General features: G+C 67.6%; 12 protein-coding genes. 6 read left to right on the forward strand and 6 right to left on the reverse strand.

Annotation, left to right across the window (positions count from 1 at the left end; translation table 11 throughout):
- Positions 1-5: 5 nt before the first annotated feature.
- Complete coding sequence (locus AC4ELS_RS00105; protein WP_499045145.1) at positions 6-4,526, reverse strand: ATP-dependent helicase; 4,521 nt, start codon at positions 4,524-4,526, stop codon at positions 6-8.
- 36 nt (positions 4,527-4,562) lie between these two features.
- Positions 4,563-5,216 carry a TetR/AcrR family transcriptional regulator gene (locus tag AC4ELS_RS00110; RefSeq protein ID WP_064959603.1) on the reverse strand — a complete coding sequence of 218 codons (654 nt, stop codon included), beginning with the start codon at positions 5,214-5,216 and terminating at the stop codon, positions 4,563-4,565.
- A gap of 62 nt (positions 5,217-5,278) precedes the next feature.
- Here AC4ELS_RS00110 and AC4ELS_RS00115 point away from each other — a divergent pair, with 62 nt between their 5' ends.
- The gene (locus AC4ELS_RS00115; protein ID WP_498885212.1) at positions 5,279-6,670 is read left to right on the forward strand and encodes a cytochrome P450; all 1,392 of its coding nucleotides are present in this window, start codon (positions 5,279-5,281) and stop codon (positions 6,668-6,670) included.
- Between the two features lie 80 nt (positions 6,671-6,750).
- Positions 6,751-8,199, forward strand: coding sequence for a lipase maturation factor family protein (locus AC4ELS_RS00120; RefSeq protein ID WP_498885210.1), 1,449 nt, complete (start codon positions 6,751-6,753; stop codon positions 8,197-8,199).
- Here AC4ELS_RS00120 and AC4ELS_RS00125 read toward each other — a convergent pair.
- From AC4ELS_RS00125 to AC4ELS_RS00135, 3 genes are read right to left on the reverse strand one after another with little or no spacing between them, the layout of a single operon-like run.
- Positions 8,179-8,982, reverse strand: coding sequence for an SDR family NAD(P)-dependent oxidoreductase (locus tag AC4ELS_RS00125; protein WP_498885208.1), 804 nt, complete (start codon positions 8,980-8,982; stop codon positions 8,179-8,181). The genes AC4ELS_RS00120 and AC4ELS_RS00125 overlap by 21 nt on opposite strands.
- A 9-nt stretch (positions 8,983-8,991) precedes the next feature.
- Positions 8,992-9,909: a metallophosphoesterase family protein gene (locus tag AC4ELS_RS00130; protein WP_498885206.1), complete on the reverse strand. Its 918-nt coding sequence runs from the start codon at positions 9,907-9,909 to the stop codon at positions 8,992-8,994.
- On the reverse strand, positions 9,906-10,217 hold the full coding sequence (locus tag AC4ELS_RS00135) for a cupredoxin domain-containing protein (RefSeq protein ID WP_463805914.1): 312 nt from the start codon (positions 10,215-10,217) through the stop codon (positions 9,906-9,908). The genes AC4ELS_RS00130 and AC4ELS_RS00135 overlap by 4 nt, the downstream gene beginning before the upstream one ends.
- 315 nt (positions 10,218-10,532) lie before the next feature.
- Between AC4ELS_RS00135 and AC4ELS_RS00140 the strand changes: the two genes are divergently transcribed.
- The 3 genes from AC4ELS_RS00140 (at position 10,533) to AC4ELS_RS00150 (ending at position 12,113) form a co-directional block, all read left to right on the forward strand.
- Positions 10,533-11,069 (forward strand): RNA polymerase sigma factor, encoded by a 537-nt coding sequence (locus AC4ELS_RS00140; RefSeq protein WP_498885204.1) that lies wholly within the window; start codon positions 10,533-10,535, stop codon positions 11,067-11,069.
- A complete protein-coding gene (locus AC4ELS_RS00145; protein ID WP_498885202.1) occupies positions 11,066-11,782 on the forward strand; it encodes a Rieske (2Fe-2S) protein in 717 nt (238 codons plus the stop codon). The genes AC4ELS_RS00140 and AC4ELS_RS00145 overlap by 4 nt, the downstream gene beginning before the upstream one ends.
- A gap of 94 nt (positions 11,783-11,876) precedes the next feature.
- On the forward strand, positions 11,877-12,113 hold the full coding sequence (locus AC4ELS_RS00150) for a hypothetical protein (RefSeq protein ID WP_498886169.1): 237 nt from the start codon (positions 11,877-11,879) through the stop codon (positions 12,111-12,113).
- Positions 12,114-12,118: 5 nt separating this feature from the next.
- Here the strand turns inward: AC4ELS_RS00150 and amaB are convergent, their stop codons facing one another.
- On the reverse strand, positions 12,119-13,669 hold the full coding sequence (gene amaB, locus AC4ELS_RS00155; protein WP_498885200.1) for an L-piperidine-6-carboxylate dehydrogenase: 1,551 nt from the start codon (positions 13,667-13,669) through the stop codon (positions 12,119-12,121).
- 41 nt (positions 13,670-13,710) lie between these two features.
- On the opposite strand from amaB, the gene AC4ELS_RS00160 reads away from it, so the two are divergent.
- A complete protein-coding gene (locus AC4ELS_RS00160) occupies positions 13,711-14,175 on the forward strand; it encodes an Lrp/AsnC family transcriptional regulator (protein ID WP_064886653.1) in 465 nt (154 codons plus the stop codon).
- The last annotated feature ends 41 nt before the right edge of the window (positions 14,176-14,216 follow it).

Genomic DNA, 14,216 nt, shown 5'->3' on the forward strand with positions numbered 1-14,216 from the left:
CAAATTTACCGAAGTCGCAACCCGCGCGGGGTCCGGGCGAACCCGACGCCGACCAGCGCCTCTTGCACGCTGGCGCGATCCTCGTCGACCCCGGGATCGAGTACGGCAACCCCGTTGATCCGCTCGACCAGTAGTGACGGCATGCGCCCGGCGCTCACGAGTTCGGCCAGCGCGCCTGCGGCGGCCCGCTGTGTGTCGGGATCGGAGGTGAAGCTGAGCAGGGTCTTGCCACCACGTTCCAGGAACCACACCAACTGTCCGTCGACGAGTGCGACGAGGGCGCCGGCCTTGCGGCCGGGCCGATGGGCATCGGAGTCGCTTGAGCGATCGGGCCAAGCCAACGCGGCGCCGTACGGGTTGGCCGGGTCGGTCGCGGCGAGCATGACGGCGTGGTACTCGGGGCGCCGGGGATCGACTCCGTCGAGATAGGACCGGAGCCGGTCGACGGTCGAGGCCGCCGCGAACTGGGCCCCGCCGAGTGACTCGACGAAGTAGCCCCGCTGGCAGCGACCGGCATCCTCGAATGCACTCAGCACCTTGTACAAGGTGGCGAACCCGCCCGGCACGCCCTCAGCTGCCGCCGCCCCCTTGGTCAGCACCCCATGCCGGTTCAACAGCAGCTCGGCCTGGAAATGCGCCCGCACGGTCGAATCCGGTTCGGCACCAGGCAATGCCGACCACCGGCCGGACACCATCGGATCCGCCGCGCGACTGTGCGGGCGTGCGACGCTGTAGCGGCTGAGTCGTGGCGGCCGCTGACGCTGACGGTGTGCAGGTGCCCCAGTCCGTCGGGGACCAGACAGCATCGCCCGCACCGGAGCGAAGGTATCTCCGGTGACCCAGCCGGCCCAGATCAGCTCCCACAGAGCCGTTTTGAGCTCGGATTCGGCGGTTTGATCGGTCAGCTGACGGAAGAAATACGCTCCTCCATGCCCCAGCGTCTCCATGATGGCCCGGTGGGTATCGGTGAACTCGATCTCGGCAGGGACCGGCAGCGTCAGCGGCGCCGTCTCAGCCAGGTGGAACGTCACCCAACCGTCAGTGCTGCCGATCTGCCCGGCACCGGACCACATGACCTCCCCGGAAGCGAGCAGCTCATCCAACATGGCCGGCTGATAGTCGCGAACCCGCTGCCCAAACACCAGCGATTCCACGGCCGACGCGGGCAGGAGGACCCCGGCCAGTTGCTCGATCACCGAGGCCAACCCGTCGATACCCGAGCTGTGGCTGGACCCGACGTGCTGCCAGGACGGCAGGAAGCGGCCATAGGCCGCGGTGCTGACTGGCTCGACCTGGGCGCGCAACGCGGCCAATGAGCGACGGCGCAGGATGCGCAGCACCTCGGTATCGCACCATTGGTCGCCGGGAAGATCGTCAACGAACTCCCCGCGCACCAACCGGCCGTCGACAGCCATGCGGCCCAACACATCTGCGGTCACCCGCAGGCCGAGCCCGAACCGCGCGGCGACCTCGGTGGTGGTGAACGGACCGTGGGTACGGGCATAGCGTCCGATCAGATCCCCCAGGGGGTCGTCGACGGATTCGGTGAACGCCATGGGGACCCCGACGGGTACCGGCGCACCGACCCCGTCGCGCAACAGCCCGATGTCTTCCACTGCTGCCCACCAGGTCCGGCCGGCGTAGGTCACGGGCAGCGCGCGTTTGGCGGCGTGCAGCCCGTCGAGCCAGCCCCCGATGGTGTCGGTGGTGGCGCGCTCGGCGATCTCGGCCTCGGTGAGCGGGCCCAGCATCCGCAGCAGGTCGGCCACCGCCTCGGCGTCGCGGGCAGCGCGCTCCTCGGTGAGGTGCTGCAGCTGAGCCGAAGTCGAGGCGACGACCGCCGGATCCAGCAGTTCGCGAAGCTCAACTCTGCCGAGCAGTTCGGAGAGCAGCACGGTGTCCAAGGCGAGTGCGGCAGCGCGCCGCTCGGCCAGGGGACTGTCACCCTCGTACATGAACGCGCCCACATAGCCGAACAACAGCGAGGCCGCGAACGGTGACGGGGTGGCGGTTTCCACCTCGACCACGCGCAGCCGGCGTTGGGCCACCCGACGCATCAGCTCGGTCAGGGCGGGGACGTCGTAGACGTCCTGCAGGCATTCGCGCACCGTTTCCAGCACGATCGGGAAGTCCGGGTACTTGCGGGCGATGTCGAGCAGTTGTGCGGCGCGTTGCCGTTGATGCCACAACGGGGACCGCTTGCCCGGGTGCCGGCGCGGCAGCAGCAGTGCCCTCGCGGCGCATTCGCGGAAGCGGGACGCGAACAACGCCGACCCGCCCACCTCGGCCGTGACGATGGGTTCGATCTCGTCGGCGTCGAACACGAACAGGTCTGCACCGGGCGGTGTTTCGCCGCTGTCGGGCAGCCGCACGATGATGCCGTCGTCTGAGGCGGTGGGCTTCTCGTCGATCCCGTAGCGTTCCCGCAACCGTCGGCCGACCGCCAGGGCGAGCGGCCCATGGACCCGCAGGCCGTACGGAGAATGCAGGATCACCCGCCAATCGCCCAGCTCGTCCCGGAAGCGCTCCACCACAAAAGTGCTGTCGCTGGGGACCACACCGGTGGCCTCGCGCTGATCGTGCAACAGCTGGTACAGGTTGTCGGTGGCGAATCCGGCGAAACCCATTGTCTGGCAACGTTCATCGAACTCAGCGCGATTGAGTGCGGCGAGTTCCCCGGTGAAGGCCCCGACCGCCGCGCCCAATTCGGCGGGCCGTCCCACACTGTCGCCACGCCAGAACGGCAGCCGGGCCGGCTGACCCGGGGCGGGGATCACCAGAACCCGGTCGTGGGTGATCTCGGTGATCCGCCAACTTGTGGCGCCCAGCGAGATGACATCGCCCGGGCGAGATTCATAGACCATCTCTTCATCGAGTTCGCCGACCCGGGAAGGCTTTTCGGTTTCAGTGGCCAGGTACACGGTGAACAGCCCGCGATCGGGAATGGCCCCGCCGGAGGTGACTGCCAGGCGCTGGGCGCCGGGGCGGCCGGTCAGGGTGCCGTGGTCGCGGTCGTAGACCAGCCGCGGCCGCAGCTCGGCGAACTCCGTGGACGGATACTTCCCGGACAACAGGTCCAACGTCGCTTCGAACGCACTGCGCGGGAGCGTGGCGAACGGAGCGCTGCGGCGCACCGCGTCGAACCAGGCGTCGGCATCCACCGGTTCCAGGGCGGCCGCCGCGACCGTGTGCTGGGCCAGCACGTCGAGCGGGTTGGCCGGCACCTGCATTGTCTCGATGTCGCCGGAGCGCATGCGCTGCACCGTCACCGCGCAGCCGATCAGGTCGGTGCGGTGCTTCGGGAACAGGACGCCCTGGGAGATCTCGCCGACCTGGTGCCCGGCGCGTCCGATGCGCTGCAGCCCGCTGGCGACCGACGGCGGCGACTCGACCTGGATCACCAGATCGACCGCACCCATGTCGATGCCCAGCTCCAGGCTGGAGGTGGCGACGACGGCGCGCAGGCGGCCGCTCTTGAGGTCGTCTTCGACCTGGGCCCGCTGCTCCTTGCTGACCGAGCCGTGGTGGGCCCGGGCCAGCAGCGTGGGCGCGCCGTTGGCCTGCCCACTGGCCATGAGTTGGGCCGGCGCACCCCCGCCGACCTGTGGGTTGTGGTCGAGTGAGAGCTCGATGCCGGCGCGCTCGGCGTGGATCTCGTTGAGACGTGAGGTCAGCCGCTCTGCCAGCCGGCGGGAGTTGGCGAACACGATCGAGGACTGGTGGGCCTCGATCAGGTCGACGATGCGCTCCTCGACGTCCGGCCAGATGCTGTTGTTGTCGAGGTTGGCCATGTCCGGCACCGGGACCTGTACGGAGAGATCGAAGGTCTTGCCGGAGGGAGGGGCGACGATGGTGGTGGGGGCCTGGCCGGAAAGGAACCTGGCCACCTCCTCGGGAGGGCGCACCGTGGCCGACAACCCGATCCGCTGGGCGGGTTTGTCGAGCAGCTGGTCGAGCCGTTCGAGTGAAAGAGCCAGGTGCGCACCACGTTTGGTGGCGGCGACGGCATGGACCTCGTCGACGATCACTGTCCGGACCGAGGCAAGGGTCTCGCGGGCCGCCGAGGTCAGCATCAGGAACAGGGATTCCGGCGTGGTGATCAGGATGTCGGGCGGCTTGGCCAGCATCGCGCGGCGCGCACTGGGTGGGGTGTCCCCGGAGCGAACGCCGACGCTGATGGACGGGGCCGGCACCCCGTGACGTTCGGCCACCCGGGTGATCCCGGTCAGCGGGGTGCGCAGGTTGCGTTCGACGTCGACAGCCAGCGCCTTGAGTGGCGACACGTAGAGCACCGTGGTGCCGGAGCGGGGATCGGGCGGCAACTGGGCCAGCTCATCGATGGCCCACAGGAACGCGGCGAGGGTCTTACCCGACCCGGTGGGGGCGATGACCAGGGTGTTCTGCCCCTCGGCGATCGCGGACCAGGCCTGGGCCTGGGCGGCCGTCGGGGCCGGGAAGGCAGCCGTGAACCACTCCCGGGTCAGCGCACTGAACCGGGCCAGCGGGTCTGCCGGCGTGGTGGTCATCTAGCCATCCTGCCGCGCGGCACCGACAAGTGGGTTTCAGCGGTGTTCGGGAGCGGCCGCACACACCAGTTCGGCGGGCAGGCCCGGGACCCGGCCGAGGGCGTCGAGCAGGGCATGCGCGCAGCTGTCGGCGACGAATCCCGCGTCGATCGAGGGGTCCTTCAGCCGTTGCCGGCACATCTCGAAGGTCAAGGCCAGCCAGCCGTACACGGTGGCCCGCAGATCGCGTTCGACCTTGGCGTCCAGAGGCTCGGACGCCGCGTCTCTGATCCGGCCCATGATCCGGTCGGCCTGGCGGTCGTTGTCGATATCGTCGACGCCGCGCAACACCGGGTCGGTGCGACCGAGGCCCATGTACGCCGCCCACGCGCCGTGCGGATGCTCCTCGTCGTAGCGCAGATAGGCCAGAACTCCGGCGCGCAGCTGGCCGAACAGGCTCTGACCAGGCTCGGGAGGCGTGCTGGTGGCCTCGAACAACCGCTCGCCCTCGGCCCGGACGACGGCGGCGAAGAAGGCCCGCTTGTCGGGGAAGTAGTGGTACATCAGGGCGCGAGAGACTCCGGCGCGCTCGGCGATCTCGTCGATGCGGACCTCGTCGTACGGCCGCTGGCCGAACACCTCGGCTCCCAGCGCCAACAGCTCGTTGCGTCTGTCGGCGGGGGACAGCCGGCGTCTCGACTCGGCACCCACGACTGCAGCCTAACGCCAAGCCCTTACTTGATACATGTATAACAAGGCGGAATCTTGGTGTCATGACCGTCGTGGGCGCGCGGACCTCACCTGAAGGCGCCAAGTATCCGAAACTGCCCCACCCGCCGCGGCGGGTGCCCCTGCTGGGTGACATCTTCGGGCTGCAGCCGGATTCCTCGATGCAGAACGCCATGGGCATGGCCGAGCTGGGGCCGATCTGCGAGTTCCGGTTCCTGGGTGCCCGTTACGTGGTGGCCGCCGGTGCCGACGCGGTCAACGATCTCAACGACGAAACCCGGTTCTGCAAGCATGTGGGCCCTGATATCGAGGCCCTGCGGATCGTGGCCGGCGATGGACTGTTCACCGCCTACAACGACGAGCCGAACTGGCTCAACGCCCATCAGCTGCTGATGCCGGCCTTCAGCCAGGCCGCGATGCGTCGCTACCACGCGGTGATGTTCGACGTCGCAGACGAGCTCACCGACCATTGGGATCAGCAGGCCGGTACCGGCGAAACCGTCGACGTCTCGGCCGACACCACCCGGGTCACCCTGGAGACCATCGGGCGGTGCACCGCCGGCTATTCGTTTCGGTGTTTCCAGAGCGACACCGTCCACCCGTTCGTCGCACACATGGTCTCGGCGCTGCTCGGCGCAGACCGGCTCGGGGTACTGCGCGAGACCTTCCTGCCCTCCTTCGTCTATCGGGGCTACGAGCGCCGGCTCCGCCGCGACGCGCGCTATCTGCACGCACTGGCCGACGACATCGTCGCCACCCGGCGGGCCCAGCGCTCGGGCAGCCACGACGACCTGCTGCAGATCATGCTGGAGTCCGATCTCGACGCCGCCAACATCCGCTACCAGCTGATCAACTTTCTGATCGCGGGGCATGAAACCACCTCTGGTGCCTTGTCATTCGCGCTGTACTTCTTGTCGCGGCACCCGGAGGTGTTGGCCCGGGCCCGCGCCGAGGTCGAGGAGGTGTGGGGCGACGAGCAGCGGCCCGAGTTCGAGAAGATCGCCAAACTGCGGTATGTCCGGCGGGTTCTCGATGAGTCATTGCGGTTGCAGCCCACGGTTCCGGCCTACTATCGCGCGGCCCGCGAGGACACCGTGCTGGCCGGAATTCACCCGATGTGCAAGGGCGACTGGGCGCTGGCCCTGACCTCGACCCTGCACCGGGATCCGCGCTGGGGGCACGACCCGGAGGCATTCGACCCCGACCGGTTCACCCCGGAGCAGATGCGGACGCGTCCCGGTGGCCTGTACAAGCCGTTCGGAACCGGTGAAAGATCTTGCATAGGTAGACAGTTCGCGCTCCACGAAGCCGTGTTGATGTTGGCCGTACTGATCCGTCGCTATGAGCTGATCGCTGATCCGGACTACACGCTGCAGGTGCAGGAGCGCCTGACCATGATGCCGGCCGGCTTCCGGTTGAGCCTGCGGCGCCGCTAGCGTCGGCGTACCGCGCATGAAATGTCCCGATTCGGGGTACCGTTTTCGTGGACAGGCCCGCAACGTCGTCAGGTCCGCGCATGGAATGGTTCATCGCAGACGAATACTGGTTGGCCCGACAGGTATTGCAGCGGGGGACCGCCGCGATCTACCTGATCGCGTTCATCGTGGCGGCCCGGCAGTTCCGCGGCCTCCTCGGTTCTCGAGGCCTGCTGCCGATTCCGCGATTCCTGGCTGCCAACTCATTCCGTAGCGCCCCGAGCCTGTTTCAGTTTCACTACAGTGACCGCTTCTTCGCCGGCGTGTGCGCAACGGGGGCGCTGCTCTCCGCCGCTCTGCTCGCCGGCTGCGGAGACATGGTGCCGCTGTGGGTCGCGATGCCGGTCTGGCTGCTCCTGTGGGCGTTGTACCTGTCGATCGTGAACGTCGGCCAGACGTGGTACTCGTTCGGGTGGGAATCGCTGCTGCTGGAAGCCGGGTTCCTGGTGATCTTCCTGGGCAACGACGACGTCGGCCCGCCGCTGCTGGTGCTGTGGTTGGCTCGGTGGTTGGTGTTCCGGGTCGAGTTCGGTGCCGGGTTGATCAAACTCCGCGGTGATCCGTGCTGGCGCAACCTCACCTGCCTGTACTACCACCACGAAACGCAACCCATGCCGGGGCCGCTGAGCTGGTTCTTCCATCACCTGCCCAAGCCGCTGCACCGAATCGAGGTGGCCGGCAACCACTTTGCCCAACTCATCGTGCCGTTCGCCTTGTTCGCCCCGCAACCGGTGGCCAGCGGGGCCGCGCTCGTCGTGATCATCACCCAGCTGTGGCTGGTCGCGTCGGGCAACTTCGCCTGGCTCAACTGGATCACGATCGTCCTGGCCTTCAGTGCGGTGTCGGATTCCAGTGCCGCCGCACTTTTCCCGGTTCCTGAACATCAATTCGGCCCGACCCCAGTGTGGTTCATCGTGACGGTGGTCGGCTTCGCGGTCGCGGTGGCGGTGATGAGCTACCTGCCGGCCCGCAACCTCATCTCGAAACGTCAGCGGATGAATGCCTCGTACAACCGGTATCACCTGGTGAATTCCTACGGCGCGTTCGGCACTGTCGGGCGCGCCCGTGACGAGGTGGTGTTGGAGGGCACCTCGAACGCCAGCCTGGGTGAGCACACCGTGTGGAAGGAGTACGAGTTCAAGGGCAAGCCCGGCGATGTCCGTCGATGGCCGCGGCAGTTCGCGCCCTATCACCTTCGGTTGGACTGGCTGATGTGGTTCGCCGCCATCTCACCGGCGTACGCCCACGGCTGGCTGCGCATGTTGCTGACCCGGCTGCTGGAGAACGATCGAGACACGCTGAAGCTGCTGCGGTGCAATCCCTTCCCGGACGATCCGCCGCGATACGTGCGGGCGAAGCTGTACCGGTATGAGTTCAGCACGTGGACCGAGCTGCGGCACGAACACGTCTGGTGGCACCGCATATCGCTGGGTGTGTACGTGCCGCCGCAATCGTTGCCGGCAGGCCGCTCATCGGCCGGAGCGCAGTGAGCGCTGGTAGCGGCGCATCCCGGCGAGCCACCGATCGTAATCCGAACCCTTGTGCCGGTACATGTCGAGCACCTGCGGGTGCGGCAGCACGAGAAATCGGCCCGACTGCACGGCCTCGACCGTTGCGGTGGCCACCTGCTCAGCGCTGATGACCTCGCCGGACTGCACGATCGACGCGGCGCCGGCCGCGGCGTCCGGATCGGCCGAAGTGCGTACCGCGTCGAGGAGTGGGGTGTCCACACCCAGCGGGCACACACAGCTGACCCCGATGTTGTCATCGCCGTAGGTGATGGCCAGCCATTCGGCGAAGCCGACCGCGGCGTGCTTGCTCACGGCATACCCGGCGGCTCCGATCTGGGACAGCAGACCGGCCGCCGAGGCCACGGATACGAAGTATCCGCCGCCGCGCGACAACCATTGCGGCACAAGCACCTGCGCGGCGCGGATATGTGCGCGCAGGTTGACGTCGAGAATGGCGTCCCAGCTCTCGTCGGTGCCGAGGCCCGGCGCGCCGAGGATCCCGGCGTTGGCGACGTAGATGTCGGCCGGACCGAACTCGGTGGCGGTCAGCTCCTCGATATCGGCGGTGGCGCCTGCGTCGGCCCGAACACCGAGCGCCTGTCCGCCGGCCGCCAGGATCTGGGCGGCAGTCTGCTCGGCCGACTCCGCATCGAGATCGGCGGCGACCACCCGGGCGCCCGCCGCGGCGAACGATGCGGCCAGCGCACGGCCGATTCCCGATCCGGCGCCGGTGATGATCGCGACCGAGTTCTCAATCTGCATGCCTCCTGTTTACAGCCGGTCCTCCTTGAGCGCCAGTGCCGTGGTGCCCTTGGTGTAGCTGACTTCCCGGATTCCGAGTGCGTCGTGCAGGCGACCGGCCGGGAGGGTCAGCGGTTTGGGTGCCGGACCGTCGCCAGGATGCGGTAGGGGATAGGCGGTGGTGGTTCCGCTGTAGAATGTCACGTTGCCCTCGATCTTCGAGAACAGTTGGTGCACATGTCCGTTGAGGCAGGTGACCGAAGCGAACCGGCGCAGGTAGCTCAACGCCTGAGTGGCGTCGTCGGTGCCCCAGCCCCAGTCCGGGTACATCGCGAACAACGGAATGTGGCTGAACACCACGATCGGAGTATCCGAAGACAACGGGGCGACGTCCTTTTCGATGAAGTCCAGTTGGTCGACACCCAGGTGGCCCAGCTTCTTCAGGTTCAACGTGTTGACCAGTCCGATGACGTGTACCCCGGCGATGTCGAAGCTGTGCCACCCGTCGCCGCGGGTGCCCGCGCCGAACACCGACCGGTACTTCTGGCCGGCGTCGTCGACCGAATCGTGTTCGCCGGGCACGGTGAACACGTGCGGGGTCTTGAGGCCGCTCATCATCTGCTTGACCTGATCGAACTGTGCAGGCGTGGACAGGTGGGTGAGATCACCGGTGTGAATGACGAAATCCGGGGTGTAGCCCAGCGAATTGATCTGATCGACGGCCCGGCCGAAGGACCCGGCCACATCGGTGTTGGCGGATCCGTTGAACCCGATATGGCTGTCGGAGACCTGGGCGAAACGCACTGTCGGCCCCGATACCACCCCGGAGGGTTTGGCCGCGGCATGCGAGATCACCTCACCGCCGACCACCGCGAGTCCGACCGCGGCGCCGAACCAGGCGCCGTGGCGGATGAGTTGGCGACGGCTCATGGTGTGCGAATCGGTCATGGGGTCACCACCACGGTGCCGTGCATGGAGGGATGTATCGAGCAGATGTAGTCGTAGCTGCCCGGATTGGTGAAGGTGAAGCTGAAGGTGGCGTTGGAGTCCATGCCGGGGGAGCGGAACGAGCCGTCGCCGGCCGCGACGGTGTGCGGTTCCTCGTCGTGGTTGGTCCACGTCACGGTGTCGCCACGGTGCACCGTCAGCGTGGCGGGAGCGAACGTGAAGTTGTCGATGCTCACCGCGGTTCCGGAGATCGGTGCCGGCGGTGTGCTCGACGGTGCGGGCGGGCCCATCGAACCCATTCCGTCCATCGGGGCCATGCCGACCGATGTGCCGTCGGAGGCACTGAAATCCACCGTCGGCGGCGCCGCGGACGGCATACTCGTGCAGGCGGATGCCGTGATCGCGAGGGCGGCGACAGCCGCATGTGCCGGGAGTCGTCGGACCATCGGGACCTCCTTGTGTCAGGGAGCGGTGCGAAACAGTCACCAGGAGATAGCGCGCCGGGTTACACGGGCGGCTGCCGGTCGGGTGTGAACTTCGCGCGCGTGTAACCCGTCGTCCTACCTAGGTGTGCGGAAGTTCTGTGCGGGGCTCCCCGCGACGAAAGGCGGGTGGGATGCGCGATGCCGGCCGAATGTGAGCGCACCGAACTGCGGATCGTGCCGGAGGGGTGTTATCCGAGCTGGGACGCCGTGTACGACGACAACGTGACGTGGGTGTATCGATTGCTATACGCGCGGTTGGGCAGCCGCGCTGACGCCGAGGATCTGACCTCGGAGGTCTTCTTGGCTGCGCTGCGGCCGCTGCGGCTCTCGGCAAGCGTGGCCGAGGTCCGCTCGTATCTCCGGGCCACCGCGCGCACCGTGCTGGCCGCGCACTGGCGGGCGACGATGGGACGCGAGATCACGGTGATCGAGGACGACGTGGCCGCGGCAGAGTTCGAACCGGACAGCGGGACCGACACCGCACCGCAACGTGTCGCCGAGGTCCTGGCCCAACTGCCACCGCAGTACCGTCGCGTGCTCGAACTGCGTTTCCTACAGGGCCGTTCGGTGCGGGAATCGGCGAATGACATGGGGGTCAGCGTTGCCAACGCCAAGGTGCTGCAACACCGGGCACTGCGACTGGCCGCTCAGATCAACGAGGGAGGGTCACGGTGACCAGGCGCGGGGTACGCAAATACGTCGACGATCTACTCGCCGGGCGACGACCCGAATCCTTCCCGGCCGACGACTTCGACGCCGCACAGATCCGCGCGGCGATCGAGCTGCGGGCAGCACGTCCCGACGCGGACGAACCCCGCCCAGAGTTCGTCGATGACCTCAAGAGCCGTATCGCCCAACAGCTTTCCCATGCAGACTCGGACGAACCCGCGCCTGCGCGGCACGGACTGTCGGCCACCCGCCGACAGGTCATCGTGGGCACCGCCGCGGCGGCGACCGCCGCCGTCGCGGCCGTATCGATCGATCATGTGGTCACCGGCCGGGAGCAGCCCACCGAACCTGCGCAGGCCGGCGGCGGTGACCTGGTGCCCAACGACGGCCAGTGGCTGCCGGTGGCGAGAAGCGCCGATCTTGCCGAGGGGTCGGTGCTGCCGTTCGACCTCGGCACCGTGTCGGGATTCGTCCGTCGGGCGGGGGGCACGGTCGACGCGGTGTCGGGGGCGTGCACCCATCAGGGGTGCAAGCTGTGGTTCGACGGGGCTGCGGACAGCCTGCGTTGCCCGTGCCATGTGACATCGTTCTCGCCGGCCGGCCAGGTCCTCAAGCATCAACTTCCGATCGCCCCGAAACCGTTGCCGCACTTCGATGTCCGGGAGCGTGGCGGGAGCATCGAGGTGCTGGCCCCGAGGCCGCCGGCGCGGCCGGCCTGAACCGGATGTAACCACCGTGCGTATCGATAGGTGAAACCTACGGATGCGAGAGGGCCTCCAGATGAACCGATCGATATGCGCTGTGGCAGTGGCAATGGGACTCCTCGGCGCTGCCGCCCCGGCCTCAGCAGCACCCACCGGCGGTACCAGAGCACCGGATGTGGTGCGGGACCTGGCGGCGGCCGGGTACACCGTTCAGATCAACGGGGACAAGGGAGTTCCACTGTCGCAATGCCGGGTGACCGATGTGCACGGGGTGCCCGCAACGCGCACCACCGCGCTGCAGTTCACCACCGTGTACGTCGACGTCGTGTGTCAACAAGACGGATGATCGGGTTATCCGAAGTGCACGCCCTGCGCCAGCGGCAGCTCGGAGGAGTAGTTCACCGTGTTGGTGGCGCGACGCATGTACGCCTTCCAAGCATCGGAGCCCGATTCGCGGCCACCACCGGTGTGTTTCTCGCCTCCGAACGCGCCACCGATCTCGGCGCCCGAGGTACCGATGTTGACATTGGCGATACCACAGTCGGATCCGTCGGCGGCCATGAACCGCTCGGCCTCACGCACATCGGTGGTGAAGATGGCCGAGGAAAGCCCTTGCGGTACCGCATTGTTCAGGGCGATCGCGTCGTCGATATCGTCGTAGGTCAGGACGTAGAGAATCGGCGCGAACGTCTCGGTGTGCACCACCGCGGACTGCGCCGGCATCCGGACCACTGCGGGAGCCACGTAGAACGCACCTTCGTCACCCAGGTCGTGACGCTCACCGCCGAACACCTCGCCGCCATCGGCGCGGGCCTGCTCCAGTGCCCCGACCATGTCGCGATAGGCGCGAGTGTGGATGAGCGGGCCGACCAGGGTGCCGTCCACGCTCGGATCACCGACGGGCAGGCTCTGGTAGGCCGAGACGATTCGGGACACCAGGTCGTCGGCGACGGACGAGTGCACGATCAATCGGCGCAGCGTGGTGCAGCGCTGTCCCGCGGTCCCCGCGGCCGAGAACACGATGGCGCGCACGGCGAGATCCAGATCCGCGGAGGGCGCCACGATCGCGGCATTGTTGCCACCCAACTCGAGCAGCACCTTGCCGAACCGGGCGGCCACGCGTGGGCCCACCTGCTGACCCATCCGGACCGAACCGGTCGCGCTCAGCAGCGCCACCCTCGGATCGTCGACCAGTCGTTCACCCAACTCGCGCCCGCCGAGGATCAGCCGGCTCACTTCGGTCGGCGCACCGGCATCGGTCGCGGCGCGTTCGATCAGCGCCTGACAGGCGATCGCGGTCAGTGGCGTCAGCTCAGAGGGTTTCCACACCACGGTGTCGCCGCACACCAGGGCGATCGCGGTGTTCCACGCCCACACCGCAACCGGAAAGTTGAACGCGGTGATCACCCCGACGACGCCCAGCGGGTGCCACGTCTCCATCAGCCGGTGTCCAGGGCGTTCGGAAGCGATGGTGCGGCCGTACAACTGGCGCGACAGTCCGACTGCGAACTGGCAGACGTCGATCATTTCCTGCACCTCGCCGAGCGCCTCTGAGGTGATCTTGCCCGCCTCCACCGTCACCAGTGTCGCCAGATCTGTCTTGTGCTCGACGAGCAACTCGCCCAGACGTGCCACCAACGCGCCGCGCACCGGTGCCGGGGTGGTGCGCCACGTCGAGAAGGCCTGTGCCGCAGCGGTGATCGCGGCATCGACCTCATCGGAAGTGTCCTCTGGCAGCGTGAACAATACGTCGCCGCTGATCGGGGTGCTGGCGTGCAGACCAGGACCCGGTGCGGTCGGCTCACCGAGTTCGATGCCGGCGCCAATGGAGTTCAGGGCCTGCCGTACCCGCCTCCGCAGTTCCTCCGCGGTGGGGAGGTGGGTCCGTTCGGTGGTGGTCATCGTCTGCCTTTCTGGTTGGTGGCGGCGTTACAGTTCCGACCATGGGTGAAGCCGACGAGCACGCGCTGGACGACACCGACCGGACGCTCGTCCGCGCGCTGGTGGCTGACGGCAGGGCCACACTGGCGCAGCTGGCGGCAGTGGCCGGATTGTCGGTCTCGGCGGTGCAGGCGCGGGTGCGCCGGTTGGAGTCGCGGGGCGTGGTGACCGGATACACGGCGCGGCTGAACCCCGAGGCGCTGGGCAACATGCTCTCGGCGTTCGTCGCCATCACCCCTCTCGATCCGTCCCAACCCGATGATGCACCGGCCCGGTTGCAGCACATCCCCGAAATCGAATCGTGCCACTCGGTCGCCGGTGACGAGAGCTACATTCTGCTGGTCCGGGTGGCCTCGGCGCGGGCGTTGGAGGACCTGCTCCAGCGGATCAGGACCGCTGCCAACGTCCGCACGCGCAGCACGATCATCTTGCAGACATTTTACAGCGGGCGGGACTACGTTCCGTAACAATTACTGTCTACGCCGATATTTGCCGTAAAGATTCCGCT

The sequence above is a fragment of the Mycobacterium shunyiense genome, from assembly GCF_058270035.1.